This is a genomic window from Pseudoalteromonas sp. GCY, from assembly GCF_016695175.1.
Taxonomy (GTDB): domain Bacteria; phylum Pseudomonadota; class Gammaproteobacteria; order Enterobacterales; family Alteromonadaceae; genus Pseudoalteromonas.
On record NZ_CP068023.1, the window covers coordinates 2,059,419 to 2,076,888 of the forward strand.

Below are 17,470 nucleotides of genomic sequence, written 5' to 3' on the forward strand. Positions count from 1 at the left end.
GTTAATTCACTTCGCCTGACTTAGTACCGTCATATTTCTAGCACCTAACTGCCATAAAAGCTTAGCTTTCTTGACTTTTTTCCCTCGTATAGTGACACCCGCCACGCAAAACGCAACGGTTTATACTGACTCGCTGTGCTTCTAGGTTCAGCTTCTATGAAGTGGAATAAGAAGAGACGTGAATTGGTACTACTGAAATAACTAAAAGCATGCGCACGGGTATGCAAACAAAGTAAAGAAAGGACTTATGAAAACAAAACTACTTCCAATCGCACTACTGTGCGGTGCCACAAGCATTATTACTGGTTGCTCAGATTCAGATAACGATGTTGATATAAACGTGCCGAAAGGAACTGATATTCCAAAAGAGGGCACTGCGGTGTCTTTGCGTTTACTAGAAACCACAGATTTGCATGCGAACGTATTGAACTACAACTACTTTTCAGACAAGCAAGATGACAAAGTGGGTCTAGTGAAAACCGCGGCGTTAATCCATCAAGCGAGAAGCCAAGTTAAAAACTCCATGCTGGTAGATAATGGCGACTTAATCCAAGGTAGTCCTCTTGGCGACTATATGGCGAAAATCAAAAATCTCAAAGAGGGAGAAGTTCATCCTGTTTATAAGGCCATGAACACACTAGCGTACGATGTCGCAAATATTGGTAATCATGAGTTTAACTTTGGCCTAGCGTTTTTAGACGAAGCAATCGACGATGCGAACTTTCCCTATATTAGTGCAAACGTGTTTAAGGTTGATGGCGACGAAGATGAAACAAATGATGTGCCGTTATTTAAGCCTTATCTAATTCAAGAAAAGCAATTCTTTGACGAGAATGACAAGCTTCAGGTGATTAAAGTCGGCTTTATCGGGTTTGTTCCACCGCAAATCATGCAATGGGATAAGGCCAATCTTGAAGGCAAAGTGATCGCCAAAGACATCGTAAAAATGGCAAAACACTACGTACCTAAGATGAAAGCTGAAGGCGCGGATATTGTCGTTGCTATTCCGCACTCAGGTCTTGATGTATCAGCCGATAAGCCAATGGCTGAAAACGCATCTTATGCTTTGTCCAAGGTGGATGATATAGACGCCATTATGTTTGGTCACGCGCATGCAAACTTCCCAGGTTCGGGCTATGCAGACTTAGCGGCACATGGTGTTGATAACGATAAAGGCACAATCAATGGCGTTGCGGCTGTAATGCCTGGTTTTTGGGGCAATCATCTTGGTGTAATTGACCTAGATATCCAATTTAAATCAGGTAAATGGGTGGTGGTTGACTCACAGTCGACGCTGAAAGCTATCTATGAAACGGATGAAAATCGTAATACGGTATCGTTGGTAGAAAGCGATGCAGCAATTGAAGCCGCGGTACATCGTGAGCATGCTGAAACTCGCGCATGGGTGAATGAGCCTTTTGCTAAAATAACCAACACAGTGAACAGCTATTTTGCGTTAGTGAATGACGATCCCTCAATCCAAATCGTGACTGACGCACAAGCATGGTATACAGCAAAAATCGTGCAAGGTACTGAGCTTGATGGATTACCTATTCTGTCTGCGGGGGCGCCTTTTAGAGCAGGGCGTGGCGGGCCAGATGACTTTACCGCAATACCTGCAGGTGATATCGCCTATCGTAACGTTGCGGATATGTACATTTATCCTAACGTACTTAAGGTGTTGAAGCTCAAGGGCAGCGAAGTGCGCGAATGGCTTGAAATGTCTGCAGGACAGTTCAATCAAATCACACCAAATACTGAAGGCGTTCAAGCGCTGATCAATCCAGACTTTCCTTCATATAACTATGATGTACTAGATGGTGTGACGTACCAAATTGATGTCACTGAGCCTGCACGCTACGCGGCAAATGGTGAAAAAGTGTCAAACGGTAACCGCATTAAGGCATTGAAGTATCAAGGTGAATTGGTGAAGGACGACCAAGTATTCTTGGTTGCAACGAATAACTATCGTGCATCTGGTGGTGGTAATTTCCCAAATATTAAGGGAGATAAAATCGTTGTCGACTCGCCAAATGAGAACCGTCAGGTCGTTGCTGACTATATTACTTTTGTTAGCGACCAAAATGGTGCAGCAGGACTTGATCCGTCCGCCGATATGAACTGGTCATTTGCACCTGTAGTTGGCGCCAATATTGAATTCTTTAGCTCAACCAGTGCGGATGCTGAAACTTACAGTCAGCAATTTAATCATATTCTACCTACCGGCAAAACCGACGAAAGAGGTTTTGCACTTTATCAGCTGGATTTAACACAACCGCTGAACTAATACACTACGCCGCCATATTCTGGCGGCTTTTTTATTGCTTCTTTTTATAATTTTCAACGGGATTTGACGAATGAAACAAGTAAACTTCAAGCTTTGCAGCGTAGTTTTGGCTGCAGCTATATCCACATCTGTATTTGCAGCGCAGCCGTATGACTGGAATAACCACATTCCAGTCAAAACACCAAGCACAAACAACAATGGTAAGACAGTATTATTTGATGTGTCACACGGTGGCGTCGAAGGAAACGCCGATTGGGTTATTGATGGTGCGTTTTCAGATTTTGCGGATGCATTAGTTAATGAAGGGTATACCGTAAAAGAATATCGTGGTGTTGATTTAAACAATGACGGCAAGATTAGATTCTTTGACGACCGTACCTCTCAAAGCAATCAAAATGAAGCGGTTATCAGCTACGAGGCGATTAAAGGTGCAGATGTCTTTGTATTGGCAGAAACTAACCGTCCTTTCACTCAATCAGAGCAAGCGGCGTTATTGCAGTTTGTATCGGATGGAAAAGGGATATTTTTTATTGCAGATCATTATGACGCGGATCGTAATCTAAATACATGGGATGCCACTGAAGTCTTTAACGGCTACAACCGCTCAGATCTGGCCAAGTATAATCTAGGTGGTGAGTACGGTGACTGGCGTAATCCAAAGTCAGCAGACATGGGATGGCTTGCAGAAAATTTTGGGATCCGCTTTCGCTTTAATGCCGCTGACTACAAGCAAGGCGTAAGTGGTATTGAGTCTGCGAGCAAAACAGAAGGGATCACACTTGGAGTTACTCCTGTATTGATGGCCGCAGGCGCGACGCTTGCGATTGTAGATGAACAAAAAGCGAAGGGCTTGGTTTATTTTTCACCTTCAGATACACCAGCTAAGTGGCGTCATGCTAAAGATGATGGACTTTACTTTGGTGGTAGAAATGAAGGCCCGTATGTTGCTATCTCAAAAGCTGGGTTAGGCAAAGCCGCATTTATTGGTGATTCTTCCCCAATTGAAGACGCTACACCTAAGTACAAGCGTCAGGATAATGGCAATAGTAAAAAGACGTACCCCGGCTGGACGGACAGTGGTAATGCGGCTGTACTTTCGGTCAACATCATCAATTGGCTAGCAACGCCTGAGCCGTATCAGTACTTTGATGGTACTAACGGTCATGCGAGCGGTGAAGTAACACCAGTGCCAATGGCGCCGCAAGAAATGTCTGATCCAAACAATGGTCAGCCATGGGGGACGCCTGCATCGGGTTTTGATGCATGGAATACAGATAGCTATAAAAATAACTCTTTCAATGCGCCTTATGGTTCAGAGCAAACCAACCCAGATCCTAATCCCGATCCAGAGCCAACTCCTGATGGCGCGATTTCTGTAGCACAGGCACTTGCTGCTTCAGCTGGGTCTAAATTTGCTGTGTTAGGTAAAGTGACAGCCGAAGTAAACGGTATCTATGGCCTATTACTCACAGATACTGCCAACGCATCGTTAAGTATCAACGTAAAGCTTGAACCTGCTCAGCGCAGTGACTTTAACCCGCAACTCAATCCTGAGATCCTTGGTCAATCAGTCATAGTGACTGGTACTCGAGACAGTTATATGGGTGAGGCTGGTATTCGTTATGTAAGCGATATTCAGATTGCACCAGTGGCATTGTCGGTTGAGCAGGCGCTTGCAACCGCCGAGGGCAATGAAATTGAGCTTGTTGGGCGTGTTAAATCTGCACTTAATGATATCTATGCTTTAGTACTTGAGGACAGCCAAAATCCAAATCATACGATAAATGTTAAACTTGAAAGTCACCAGCGTGCTGCATTTAGTCCGCAGCTTAATCCATCCATTCTTGATTCTACTTTAGTTATCAAAGGTGTTCGCTCATCGTATATGAGTGCACCGGGGATACGAGAAGTAAGTGAGATACAAACCGTTGTTACAACGACAGAGCCATCTAGTGATATGAGTGTTGCTGACGTATTAGCGCTAAATAATGGCTCAGCAGTGGTAGTCAGTGGCAAAATCACAGCTGCTGTAAACGATATCTATGCGCTTGAATTAAGCGACCCAACAGTTGCTGGCAACAAGCTATATATTAAGTTGGAAGCAGCTCAGCGCGATGCATTTAGTCCCAAGCTTAACCCGAGTTTGATTGGTAAATCACTGAGAGTTGAAGGGATTAAAAATGACTATATGAGTCATCCCGGTGTTCGTAATGTTACTTCACTTGTATTGTTAAATTAAATCATTGTAATTGACCCGCCTTAAAGTAGGCATAGCAACGTTTATGTCTACTTTATTCCAAGCGTTATTTCTGTATATTCTTTGTTCATTCATTATTTCACAAACTACACTTTTGAGGTCATTTACCTAGTTTGGATGGTAATGATTTTTATTTGTGTTAGTGTGTCGGCGTTATAGTGACATAAACTCGCCAGCTGCAATGCTTAGTCGAGATCAGTAGGTGCTATTGCTTAGTGTTTACTGAAAGGAATAGTGTTTTTAATTTTGGAACAAACTACATGAAATGCGTTTGCTTAATACTCTCTCTTTTATCCTTTAACCTTTATGCTGCAGCGGTCAACGTTGTGGTCACTGATGTAAAGCAACAACAGCTTGAACGAACATTGTCTTTAACGGGCTCAATTAGTGCAGCACAACACGCACAAGTGTCAAGTTTAACCGATGGTGTAATAACTAAGATTTCAGCTGAAGCCGGTGATATTGTTGAAGCAAATACTGTACTGCTGAGTCTCGATGCCGCTTTAGTAAAAGCTGAGCTGAAAAGTGTAGAAGCTGCACTTGAGCGCGCCAAGGTCGATCGCAACAATGCGATAAGGTTGGTAAAAGAAGCACAGTCTCTGTCGCAGCAAAAATTATTTGCGCAAACTGAGCTTGCTGACAGAGAGGCTAAGTTACAAGCATCAGAAGCAACTCTTTTAGAAGCACAAGCTAAGATAGCTTATCAGCGAGAGCTCGTTAACCGCCATCAATTAAAAGCGCCTTTTACGGGGGTGATAGCAAGGCGCACGGTTAATTTAGGTGAGTGGGTGACGCGTGGACAAACGGTGTTTGAATTAGTGAGTAGTGATATTTTGTGGCTCGATTTGCAAGTGCCACAAGAGTACTTTCAGCTTATTAACCTTGGCCGCGTCGTTAATTTTAGTGTTGCAAGCGCGCCAAGCGTGCAGCATCAAGCTCATGTATTGGCAAAAATTCCTGTCGTTGACAAAACCAGTCGCTCGTTTCTATTAAGATTGGCAATCCCAAAAGATGCGCAGTTGCGTGTCGGCGCATCGGCTACGGCAAAACTGCCGCTAATTCGAGCACAAGACCACAGCGTGATTATTCCTAGCGATGCGATTTTGCGTCACCCCGACGGTGGGTTCAGTGTCTTTGTGGCCGTTGACGGTCAAGCAAAGCGGTTAAACGTAAAAATTGGTGAGCGAATTAATGGTCATATTGAAGTTCTATCCGGCTTAGAGGTAGGGCAACAAGTGGTGGTTGAAGGCAATGAGTTATTGCAAGAAGGCCAGGCATTAAACATTGTACCGGGTTTATAGGAGCGGGTGATGTTAAGAGCCAGTGTAAATCACGCCATTTTAGTTGCAGTAACGGTATTGATCTGTTCGATATTGGGTATTGTTGCCGCGTTTAAAATTCCGGTGCAAATGATCCCAGATCTTGAAGTAAGAACCATCACTGTAGTGACCAATTGGCCCGGTGCAACGCCACAAGATGTTGAAAAAGAGATACTTATAGAGCAAGAAAGGTATCTTCGCTCACTTGCGAATCTAACTCGCATGTCCAGTTATGCCAATACTGGTGAGGCAGAGATAGAGCTTGAGTTTCCATTTGGTGTCGACGTCAACGAAGCGCTCATAAACGTGAGTAATGCGTTATCTCAAGTGCCAAACTATCCTGAAAACGTTGACCAGCCGGTGTTATACAGCAGCGCGTTTTCGAGCAATGCCTTTATGTTTTTTAATCTAAAGCCACAACCGGGGAACCCACTCAATCTTGATATTGATATGCTTCGCGATTATGCCGAAGACTTTATTCGTCCAGAAATGGAAAGAGTCAGTGGAGTATCTCAGGTTGGTGTGCGCGGTGGTGCACTCTATCAAGTACAAATTTTGGTAGATCAAGAACAATTGGCGAGCCGTGGAATTAGCCTAGTTGATGTTAGAAATGCAATACGCAGCCGTAACCAAGACGCCTCAGCAGGTGATATAGACAGTGGTAAACGGCGTTATTTGCTGCGTATGGTCGGCCGTTTTGAGTCAGCTAAAGCGCTAGAAGAGCTGGTAGTCAGTCACCGTGCGGGCACCACAATTAAGCTCAAAGATATCGCTCAGGTAAAGCTTGATCATTATGAAGTGCGCGATATTGCCTATAACAATGGCGAGCGAGCCTTAATGCTCTCGGTGAGACGGGAAAGCGGCTCCAATGTGATGGCCATTAAAGAAGAAATGATGGAGGTAGTGGCTCGCATCAACCGTGACATGCTCGCAAGTAATGGACTACAACTGACGCTATTGAGCGATGATGTTCGTTACGTTAAAGGATCTGTTGAAAATGTTTGGACTAATTTAGCGCTAGGTGCGGTGCTTGCGACTCTGGTGATGTTTTGGTTTTTAAAGAGCCCACGCTCGACCTTTATTGGTGTGATGGGCGTACCAATTTGTACCATCGCGGCATTTTTGGGTCTGTTGCTATTTGACAGAACGATCAACGTGATTTCCCTCGCCGGTGTCGCGTTTGCCATTGGCATGACGGTTGATAACACTATCGTTGTACTTGAGAACATAGAGCAAGCCAGACGCCGAGGTCTCGACAAACTTCAAGCAGCCATTACTGGAGTTCAAGAGGTATGGCCTGCGGTGCTCGCTTCAACCCTAACCACAGTGTTGGTATTCGCACCTATTTTATTTATTCAGCAAGAAGCCGGACAGCTTTATTCCGATGTCGCAATTGCGATTTCTGCTGCAATCATCGCTTCTATGTTGGTGGCCTTGTTTGTGGTGCCTGCGGCAAATGCAAATTTTGCCTGTAAGGAAATCTCCAGTGGCATGTTGTCTACGCCTAAACTGCCAACGTTTATTCCGGCGATGTTATCAAGTGCGCGTGCTCGCATAGTGTGTATTGTATTCGGTAGCGTGTTTTTACTCGGTGGTGCGTGGTTATTTATGCCTAAAGCCGAATATTTGCCAGAGGGAGAGGAGCCAAAAGCGTTCTCTATGATGATAGCGCCACCGGGCTATAACCTCAGCCATATGCAAAAAATTAGCGATGAACTACTTCCTTATTTAAACGAGCATTTGGAAAACGATGACAGCGATTTTGTATCAGGTAAAACGTCGTTGCCACCTTTAAAGTATTATTCGATGTCTGTTGGTGTTGGTAGCATTTGGCTATTGAGTGAACCATACAACCGTGAATATATCGATGAAATGATGGAGGCAATCACGACCAAGTTTAGAAGTTACCCAGGAATGCGCGCATTTTCTTCTAGAGGCTCGATTATCTCAAGTAATGATGGCGGTTCAAGAGCGGTGGCTTTGGATATTAGCGGTACAGATCAAACGGCGCTCTACCGCTCGGCAGATGCAGTGTATCGGTTAGCGGGGGAGGTCTTTGATAATCCACAAGTGGATTCTGCGCCATCTTCTCTGACACTCGACCAACCGCTAATAGAGATTCAACCAAGGTGGCAACGGTTGGCTGAAGTGGGTATGAGTGCTGACGAACTCGGCTATACGGTCGCAGCCCTGAGTGATGGCGCGTATGTTGACGAGTTGATCTTAGACGATGACAAAGTAGACGTCTTTTTATTTTCTGAGTCGGGTAATCAGCAAAGTCTTTCGCAATTAGCGCAGTCACCTGTTGTCACGAAAGCTGGACTGATCCCGTTGAGCGCTTTGGCCGATCTACGAGAAAAAGCAGACAGTGATAGTTTGCGTCGAGTTGATGGTCGTAGAACCGTGACTGTATATATTATTCCTCCAAGAAATGTTGCGCTAGAGGAAGCGCAGGAATTAGTAAGAATGGAATTATTACCGCAGCTTCAGAGACAGGGCGATCTGCTCCCTGGTGTCAATGTGAGCATCGGTGGTGCTGCCGATCAGTTAGATAAAACCAAAGAAGCGCTGGGCAGTAATTTTATCGTTGCATTAGCGCTGTGTTATCTACTACTTGTCGCAATTTTCAAGCATTGGGGCTATCCGTTATTTATTATGGCAACAGTGCCGCTTGGCATGGCAGGGGGCTTAATTGGACTAATTGCTATTAATGGCATTGGTAGCATAACAGGCACTTTCCACCAGCCTTTTGACATGATCACCATGCTCGGCTTTTTAATCTTGTTAGGGACTGTGGTTAATAACCCTATTCTGATTGTGGATCAAAGCCGCAGAAACCTTGAGAGTACCGCGATGAGTGTTTACGAGGCGGTGATCTCAGCGCTACAAACGCGATTAAAACCGATTGTGATGTCAACGATGACAACCCTATGCGGTCTTGCGCCATTGGTGTTCATTCCAGGAGAAGGATCTGAGCTTTATCGAGGCGTTGGCATGATAGTGCTTTGTGGTATTGCTATGGCAACTATCGTCACACTCACCATTTTACCCGCGCTATTAGTCAGCTTTTTGAAACGGCCGGTAGAGAGTTCTGTAAGCAAACTCTAACCATATATTAATCACGCTGTGGATATTACGAATGCCTTGCTTGAAAGTTTCTATTCAGCAGGGCATTTTTTATTGCTAAGTGGTATGAAAGCTTGAATTTAACGGTTTTTGCCCACAGTAAAATAAGATGCGTACAGGTTTACATAACAAAAAGAGCACAACATGACAAATAACATACGCTCTGCAATTATCGCTGAGGGCGGAGGTCAAAAAGGCATTTTTACAGCGGGCGTGCTTGATGCTTTTCTTGAGAAAAAGTTTACGCCTTTTGATTTAAAAGTGGGTGTCTCAGCGGGTGCACAAAACCTCGCAGCCTATTGTGCTCGCGCAAGTCAATATGCGCAAACCGCTATCGAATCTCTGACGACGGAGCAACAGTTTTTCCGTCCTGCGCGATTTTTTACCGGTGGTAACGTCATTGACTTGGATTGGTATTTTCAACAAGTAGAGCACAGCGGCAAAGTACGGTTTCCAACTGAGCCTAATCACCTCACGCCGGAAAGTAACTTTTATGCGGTTGCAAGTCACTTAGACTCGCTTGAACCACATTATTTGCATACGTGGCACGATAACATGTTTACCCATCTAAAGGCTTCTAGTGCAATCCCTTTTTTATATCGTCCAGGCGTTAAAGTTGCGGGTCACGGCATGATGGATGGTGGCGTAGCCGATCCTTTACCCGTTCGTTGGGCACACAGTCAAGGGGCAAAGACGATTTGGGTGATCAGAACCATTGAGGCACATGACGATGGCAAAATGCCAGTTCTTGAGCGCTTAAAGCCAATCATGCGGCGCGTTAACCAATCTCCTCGAATGTTTGAAATGTATCATCACTATCAAAGTCGCTATGCCGACGCGGTGAACTTTATGAATTCACCACCAGAAGATGTTAATGTCATTCAAATAGCCCCCAATAGACCACTGGGATCTATGATTTTAGGCTCAAGCCCTGAGACCTTAAAGTCTGATTATAAATTGGGATTTGAACTGGGATTAAAAGCGGTAGATAAATGGCGTGATATGCTTGAAGTAAGTGTAATGTAACAAGCAAGTCTCAGGTTGAGACTTGCTAAGTATTTGTTTGCGTTTAAGACTTGCGAATTGAAATAGAAGTCGCTTCGATATCAATTCGGCCATCTTTAAATAAACCACCGATGGCTTTTTTAAAGTTAGCCTTAGAGGTAGAGAAAGTACGCTTGATGGCGTCAGGATCTGACTTATCGCCTAGCGGTAAATAACCGCCACTTTCCTCGAGCTTGCTATAAATGATTTCCGCAAGGTCTTTAACTTTACCGATCCCCGGCTTTTCTAACACGATATCAATCTTATCTTCGTCATGAACCGCTTTTACAAAGCCCTTCATGCGTTGACCGATATACATGCGCTTAAATACATCATTGAAAAAGACCAATCCAAAGTGTTTTTCATTGACGATCACTTTATAGCCAAGATCGGTTTTTGCCGCGACGATTAGATCTACTTCTTCGAATTTTTCGTACTCGGCTTTTGATTTACTTAAAAATTTACCCAACGCACTAGACGCACAAATACGCTTACTGGCGTTGTCTAGGTAAAGCCTAACCAAATAGCTATAGCCGTCGCGCATTTTCGGTTTTTGTTCATTGAAAGGCGCTAACACGTCTTTTTCGATACCCAAGTCCATAAAAGCACCAACCTTATTGATCTCTTTTACGCGAAGCAGGGCAAACTCACCGACTTGAGCAAGTGGCTTTTTGGTTGTTGCCGTTGCGTGTCCCAAGTTATCTAAATAGATAAATACTTCGACAGAGTCACCTTCTTCGGTGTGCTTTGGCACTTCTGCTCGAGGAAGAAACACATCACCAAGCTCACCACCGTTTAAATAAGCTCCTTCCGCGGTAAGCTCTTCAATGGTTAACATTTTGATTTGACCTAACATGGTTATTCCTCGTCAGTTTGTGGTTTTGGTTTGCGACGCATCGGCATAGTACCGTCAATATCAATCGGTGGCGGGACCACTTTTCTCGGTTGTGACTTTTTCACCGGCTTTTTCTTAGGTTTACTTGTTTGCTTTGGTGCAGACTCTGCAGGGCGATTTTTACTCTGCTGTGGTTTTTGCTTAAGTCCTTTGAATTTACCAACAAGACCAGGGACTTCTTCAAAACGTAGTGGCTCATCAAGATAGTTTTTGATTGCCACATAGCTATCCCAATCTTTAGGACCAACAAATGAAACCGCAGTGCCTTTAAACCCAGCACGTCCTGTACGACCGATACGGTGGACATATTCTTCTGCCTGCTTAGGCAAGTCAAAATTCATAACATGGGTAACAGAGAGCAAATCGAGACCACGAGATGCAACGTCTGTGGTAACAAGCACTTTATAGATACCACGGCTGAAGCTTTCCATGATGTCTAACCGCTTACTTTGCGGCATATCGCCCGACAACGATACCGCTTTAATCGACATCTCATTTAGCAGTTTGCTTAATCGGTCTGTATCGCCACGGGTTGCGGTAAAGATAATGCACTGTCCTACGTCATCTTGTGTGATGAAGTGCTTAAGCAGCGCTTCTTTATGATCTAAATGATCAGCAAAGTAGAGCGCTTGCTTGATGTCTTCATGCTGCTGATGGGCATTGCTCAACATAATGCGCTTTGGCGATTTAAGTAATTGACGTGACGATGCTTCAACTTGAGTATGGTCTAGCGTGGCTGAAAATAGCAGCGTTTGTCTTTGGCGGTGATCCGCAGAGTCGTTAATGACGTCTAACTGTTTTTCAAAGCCAAGGTCAAACATACGATCTGCTTCATCAAAAATAAGCAGTTCAAGACCACCTAAAAATAATGAGCGATTTTCAACGTGATCGGCAATACGACCAGGAGTCCCCACCACAAAATGCGGGTCGCGGCGTAACGCTTTTACCTGATCATTGTAGTTTTCACCACCCAAAATCTTACAGACTTGAATATTAGTGCCAGCACACAGTGCACGACACTCAGAGAATACTTGAGTCGCGAGTTCACGAGTTGGGGCTACGATAACAACGCGAGGATCGCGTTTGCTCAGCGCTTTTTGTTTCATTACACGCTGTACGGCAGGCAGCAAGAAGGCTAGGGTTTTGCCAGAGCCTGTTTTAGACTGCGCAAAAACATCGTGGCCAGCTAGAGCCGTTGGGATGGCATGCGCTTGGATCTCGGTCGGTTCCGTGATCCCTTGGTGAGCCAGTTGTTGTTCTAGGCGCGTATCTATCCCAAGTTCAGTGAATCTCAAGTCAATTTCTCCAAGTCTTGAATTTTAAAAACACGAGATTATACCAAAGCATAGACGCTATCGGATATAGAATTTGTGTTTTTTGCATTTTAATCAAAAATCCGTAAAATACGCGCCTCAGCGCCGGGTTTGCGACTCGGTTTTCGTGCTTTACACATCGTCATGCTTAATGTGTAAGCTAATCAAAGCTTAAATCTAGGAAAATACAATGTCAGAACAATACGTTGTTTGTGCTATGTACAAGTTTGTCTCTTTACCTAACTATCAAGAGATCAGGCTGCCACTTCACGATGTGATGGAAGCGAATGAAGTTCGCGGCACGTTATTACTTGCCGAAGAAGGTATCAATGGTACTGTCGCCGGTAAACGTGAAGGCATTGATGCGCTACTTGCATGGTTAGACAAACAACCGGGCCTTGATAACATCGTTTATAAAGAGTCGTTCGATGAAACTTGCCCTTTCTACCGCACTAAAGTCAAGCTTAAGAAAGAAATTGTGACCATGGGTGTACAAGGTATCAATCCTAAAGAAGTGGTTGGTACGTACGTAAAACCACAAGATTGGAACGCATTGATTTCAGATCCTGACGTTGTGCTCGTTGATACGCGTAACGACTATGAAATCGAGATCGGTACGTTTAAAAATGCCATCGATCCTAAAACCAAGACTTTCCGTGAGTTCCCTGAGTGGGCGCAAAATAACTTAAACCCGGAAAAACACAAAAAAGTGGCGATGTTCTGTACTGGCGGGATCCGCTGTGAAAAATCGACAGCGTATATGAAAGAACAAGGCTTCGAAGAAGTTTATCACTTGGAAGGCGGTATTCTTAAATACTTAGAAGACGTGCCAAAAGAAGAAACCATGTGGGAAGGCGAGTGCTTTGTGTTTGATAACCGTGTTGCGGTCGATCATGATTTAAACAAAGGATCTTATGATCAATGTCATGCTTGTCGTATGCCAATCACGGAAGCAGAGAAACAACTCGAAGAATATATGGAAGGGGTGTCTTGTCACCACTGCCACAAAGACTTAACAGAAGAGCAAATTGCAAGATTTGCTGAGCGTCAAAAGCAAATTGAGCTGGCTAAACAACGTGGCGAAGGTCATATCGGTCATGAAGCACAGGATGCTATTCGTAAGCGTAAAGAAGAAAAGCTAGCGCAAAAAGAAGCGCAACGTCAAAAGCGCTAAAAGAGATTCATAGTACTAAGAATACATAACAAAGGGACCGGATGGTCCCTTTTCTCTGCTAAACTTTCATTGCAAGCTATTTACGCAAGCGCCATTCGCTCTGCAAACTTTTCATATTAGGTGTGTAGCCTTTTCTAATTCCTGTTTTCAAATTCTTCGAAATCAAATTCTGAAATTAAATTAATTTATAATAATCAAAGAGATACTCTTTATTTTCAGATTGGTGTCTTCCTTGCTTATTCAAAGGCTATCGCTGTAAATCTACAAATTGATTTACGCCGTTAAATTTTTGAAGGAGCTTTATGATGTCAAATACGGTAACCACAATTAATCCTGCGACAGAGCAACCCGTTAATGAATATACGTTAATGAGCTTGGACGAGGCGCAAAAGTCGGTGGACTTAGCCAATGACTGTTATTCATTTTGGAAGAAAACCACATTCACGCAAAGAGCACAAAAGCTAAACAGGCTTGCTGACTTGATTGAGCAAAATAAATCCAAGTTAGTTTCACTGATGACCGAGGAAATGGGCAAAGTGACGGAGCAGGGTGAACAGGAAGTTTCCTTGTGTGCTGAAATTTGCCGATATACCGCTGAGCATGGCGAAAAAGAATTACAGGATGAGCATCGGGTATTTGAGCAGGGACACGCCATTATCACTTATCAACCAATAGGTGTGATCTTAGGAATACAACCTTGGAACTTTCCGCTTTATCAGGTTATCAGATACAGTGTTTCGAACGTGATGGCGGGCAATACCACGGTAATGAAACATGCCTCAAATGTATTTGGCATGGCTAAATACATTGAAGAGTTGTATTTAGAGGCCGGTTTTCCAAAAGGTTGCTACCAATCACTATTAATTGATGGTGAGACAGCAAGCGAGTTGATAAAGAATCCATATATTCGCGGGGTTACGTTTACCGGAAGCGATAAAGTAGGTAAACAAGTTGCAAAGCAGGCGGCTGAGCTTTCTAAAAAAACCGTCCTAGAGCTCGGTAGTAACGATGCCTTTGTAGTGCTGGCAGATGCTGATATTAACAAAGCGGTGTCGGCGTGTATTCAAGGTCGTATTGTCAACAACGGTGAAACCTGCGTTGCCGCGAAGCGCTTTATTATCGTTGATGAGATTTATGATCAATTTAGAGAGGCTTTTGTGGCTGGTTTTAAGCAGCTAAAGGTGGGAGATCCTACCGCAGCAGACACCGACTTAGGTCCTATGGCGCGTAAAGATTTACGTGATGAATTACACCAACAAGTTGAAGCGTCCGTTAAGGCGGGAGCGACTTGTCCACTTGGTGGAGAAATTCCAAAACAACAAGGCTTTTATTATCCAGTCACCATTTTGGAAGACGTTAAACCCGGTATGCCGGCTTATGATGATGAACTATTTGGCCCTGTGGCGTCGCTAATTCGTGTGCATGATGAGGCTGAGGCGATGATGGTAGCGAATGATTCACGCTATGGTTTAGGTGGCGGAATTTTTTCTGAAGACACACAACGTGCGACGGAGCTTGCTATCAAGGAGTTTGATACTGGCATGGTGAATATCAATGGCTATTCGCTGGCACAGCCAAACTTACCGTTTGGTGGTGTTAAAGACAGTGGCTATGGTAGAGAGCATGGTGGCTTTGGGATCAAAGAGTTTGTTAACGTGAAAACCGTAATGGTAGCAAGCGCTGAATAACCCACACTGATCCTGACGTTAGCTTATACGCAAAGAGCCAGTAATACTGGCTCTTTGCGTTTTAAATTGGTTATAATTCGCGTCCATTTTTTACAGCGAGAAAGACACGTGGGCGAAGCGAGCTTAACAACCTTACATTTATTGGCAACTGATCCAAGCGCAGTGGCGCAAGCGGCTGAACTTGCACGTGATGGTCACCTTGTTGCGGTTCCAACAGAAACCGTTTACGGCTTAGCAGCAGATGCAAGGCAACCCGATGCGGTAAAAAAAATCTTTGCAGCAAAAGGACGCCCAGCAGATCACCCGCTAATCGTACATCTCGCTGACAAGTCTTTGGTCACTGAGTGGGTGGAAACATTACCAGACTATTTTGACGCTTTAGCAGATACGTTTTGGCCGGGGCCACTGACGATCGTTGCCAAAAAACAAGCACATGTGAGCGATGTAGTAACAGGCGGCCACCCAACCGTGGGTATTCGTGTGCCAAATCATCCTGCAATGTTAGCATTATTGCAGCACATTAACTCTGGACTTGCTGCGCCTTCTGCTAATCCTTATAAAAAAATTAGTCCAACCACCGCTGAGCAAGTGTTGTTTGGATTGTCCGGCAAGATAGCGGCTGTGTTAGACGGCGGTCCGTGTGAAGTAGGACTTGAGTCTACGATTGTCGATATATCTTCAGCCACACCGAGGATCTTACGAGCAGGCCCTATTACTAAAGCTGCACTTGAAGCGGTGCTCAATATTGAAGTGGATGAGCCTGATGTACACACCGTAGCCGTCCCAGGTAACGTAAAAGCCCATTACCAACCAAGCAAGCCACTTACCCTGTTGTCAACGGAAGAGTTAGTTGCTCGCCTAAGCGGCCAGTGCGAAGCTAACACCGGTGTGTTGTATTATTCATCGCAAATTGAGCGAATGATCTCTGAGAATTCAGCAAACAACGAGCTGGTGGATCTCAAACTTGGTGCTGACAAAGCCAAGTATGCGCATGGCCTTTATCACGGTTTACATCAGTTGGATCAATCAAGTGCAACCGAGATTTTGTTGGAAGCACCACCAACTGCCCCCGAGTGGCGCGATGTTAACGACAGACTGATGCGTGCGGCCGCACAATAGTCATTATTTGGCGCGGTAGCCTATCGCGCCTCACCCTCCCTCAATCTTTACATAACTTTACCTTATTTTACATGGGCTTATCTTGCCTTTAAAACGCTGCAAGGCATACTGCATCTTATCGCACTTATACTGTGTGTTATCGAATAGTTTATCTTGATGTGAGTGATTAACTGTTACACTCAAATATAGCTAAGAACAATGGAAATTATTAAGGTTAATATGTGTAAAGTAACGCGCTTGGTGGTTTTTACGGCCACTATGCTGATAACCAATGCCGCTTTGGCGAAACCTTCGCAAGTGATTGCAGAGCCTATTCAATTTGAAAGCAGTAGCCAGCAAATTCAGGCTGTAGGTAATGCTGAAGCTATTCAATCGGTTATTTTGTATCCCGCAATTGGTGATAGGGTGACTGCGGTACATTTTAAACCAGGCGATCAGGTTAAAGCGGGTACTTTGCTATTGGAGCTAGACTCACGCCGCCAAAAAGCGGCGCTTGAAGAAGCTAAAATTCGTCTTGCAGATGCGCAGCGCACCGTCGACCGCCTAACCGATAGCCAAAAGCGTGGCGCCGTCCCAATTAATGAATTAGATAAAGCGGTAACGGACAGAGACTTAGCAAAGGTCGCTTTGATCCAAGCTAAGAATGAATTAGAAGACCGCCAAGTGATCGCCCCTTTTTCTGGCGTAATGGGACTCACCGACGTTGAGGTTGGAGATCGCATTACCACCCAAACCGCGATTGCGAGTATCGATAACTTTGACAAGTTGTATGTTCAATTTGCGGCACCAGAATCGGCGTATGGCATGCTTAAATCGACCGATAGCGTGCTGCTGACACCTTGGAATGATAATTCAACACGGATAGATGCAAAGATAGCGCAAATGGACTCTAGAATAGACCCAACAGCCCGCACACTAAAAATCAAAGCTATCTTTGAAAACCGCAATGACCGTTTTTTGCCCGGAATGAGCTTTAGAGTATCGCTAACGGTATTAGGTGAAGAGTTTGCGGTTATTCCTGAAGCTGCACTGCTCTGGGGCGCAACAGGTCCTTATGTATGGAAAGAAGTAGATGGCAAAGCTAAGCGTATTGATGTGAAAATCCAACAGCGTTTGCCGGGTAAATTGCTGGTATCAGGCGATTTGGCTGCGAGAGAGTTATTAGTTGTAGAAGGGGTGCAACGTCTTCGTCCTGGGCAAGAAATTGCGGTGACGAATGCACTAGCGAAGGAATAAATTGTGACTAAA

11 protein-coding genes are annotated in these 17,470 nt (G+C 44.4%); 9 read left to right on the forward strand and 2 right to left on the reverse strand.

The genetic code is table 11. The features are described 5' to 3' along the window. The first annotated feature begins 247 nt into the window (after window positions 1–247). From JJQ94_RS14330 to JJQ94_RS14350, 5 genes are all read left to right on the forward strand, one after another. A complete protein-coding gene (locus JJQ94_RS14330) occupies window positions 248–2,287 on the forward strand; it encodes a bifunctional 2',3'-cyclic-nucleotide 2'-phosphodiesterase/3'-nucleotidase (RefSeq protein WP_099031633.1) in 2,040 nt (679 codons plus the stop codon). 70 nt (window positions 2,288–2,357) lie between these two features. Further along, window positions 2,358–4,526, forward strand: a complete 2,169-nt coding sequence (locus JJQ94_RS14335) for a DUF6359 domain-containing protein (protein WP_099031632.1) — start codon at window positions 2,358–2,360, stop codon at window positions 4,524–4,526. 278 nt (window positions 4,527–4,804) lie between these two features. Next, window positions 4,805–5,845, forward strand: a complete 1,041-nt coding sequence (locus JJQ94_RS14340) for an efflux RND transporter periplasmic adaptor subunit (protein WP_099031631.1) — start codon at window positions 4,805–4,807, stop codon at window positions 5,843–5,845. 9 nt (window positions 5,846–5,854) lie between these two features. After that, complete coding sequence (locus JJQ94_RS14345; RefSeq protein WP_099031630.1) at window positions 5,855–8,971, forward strand: efflux RND transporter permease subunit; 3,117 nt, start codon at window positions 5,855–5,857, stop codon at window positions 8,969–8,971. Between the two features lie 162 nt (window positions 8,972–9,133). Beyond that, window positions 9,134–10,015: a patatin-like phospholipase family protein gene (locus JJQ94_RS14350; protein ID WP_099031629.1), complete on the forward strand. Its 882-nt coding sequence runs from the start codon at window positions 9,134–9,136 to the stop codon at window positions 10,013–10,015. Between the two features lie 43 nt (window positions 10,016–10,058). On the opposite strand, the gene JJQ94_RS14355 is transcribed toward JJQ94_RS14350, so the two are convergent. Continuing rightward, window positions 10,059–10,889 carry a CvfB family protein gene (locus tag JJQ94_RS14355; RefSeq protein ID WP_010379092.1) on the reverse strand — a complete coding sequence of 277 codons (831 nt, stop codon included), beginning with the start codon at window positions 10,887–10,889 and terminating at the stop codon, window positions 10,059–10,061. Window positions 10,890–10,891: 2 nt separating this feature from the next. Then, window positions 10,892–12,223 carry a DEAD/DEAH box helicase gene (locus JJQ94_RS14360; RefSeq protein WP_099031628.1) on the reverse strand — a complete coding sequence of 444 codons (1,332 nt, stop codon included), beginning with the start codon at window positions 12,221–12,223 and terminating at the stop codon, window positions 10,892–10,894. A gap of 208 nt (window positions 12,224–12,431) precedes the next feature. Here JJQ94_RS14360 and trhO point away from each other — a divergent pair, with 208 nt between their 5' ends. The 4 genes from trhO (at window position 12,432) to JJQ94_RS14380 (ending at window position 17,458) form a co-directional block, all read left to right on the forward strand. Beyond that, window positions 12,432–13,415, forward strand: coding sequence for an oxygen-dependent tRNA uridine(34) hydroxylase TrhO (gene trhO, locus JJQ94_RS14365; RefSeq protein ID WP_099031627.1), 984 nt, complete (start codon window positions 12,432–12,434; stop codon window positions 13,413–13,415). Between the two features lie 305 nt (window positions 13,416–13,720). Continuing rightward, complete coding sequence (locus JJQ94_RS14370) at window positions 13,721–15,103, forward strand: NAD-dependent succinate-semialdehyde dehydrogenase (RefSeq protein WP_099031626.1); 1,383 nt, start codon at window positions 13,721–13,723, stop codon at window positions 15,101–15,103. 108 nt (window positions 15,104–15,211) lie between these two features. After that, window positions 15,212–16,222 carry an L-threonylcarbamoyladenylate synthase gene (locus JJQ94_RS14375; protein ID WP_099031636.1) on the forward strand — a complete coding sequence of 337 codons (1,011 nt, stop codon included), beginning with the start codon at window positions 15,212–15,214 and terminating at the stop codon, window positions 16,220–16,222. Window positions 16,223–16,420: 198 nt separating this feature from the next. Beyond that, the gene (locus tag JJQ94_RS14380; protein WP_010604799.1) at window positions 16,421–17,458 is read left to right on the forward strand and encodes an efflux RND transporter periplasmic adaptor subunit; all 1,038 of its coding nucleotides are present in this window, start codon (window positions 16,421–16,423) and stop codon (window positions 17,456–17,458) included. The last annotated feature ends 12 nt before the right edge of the window (window positions 17,459–17,470 follow it).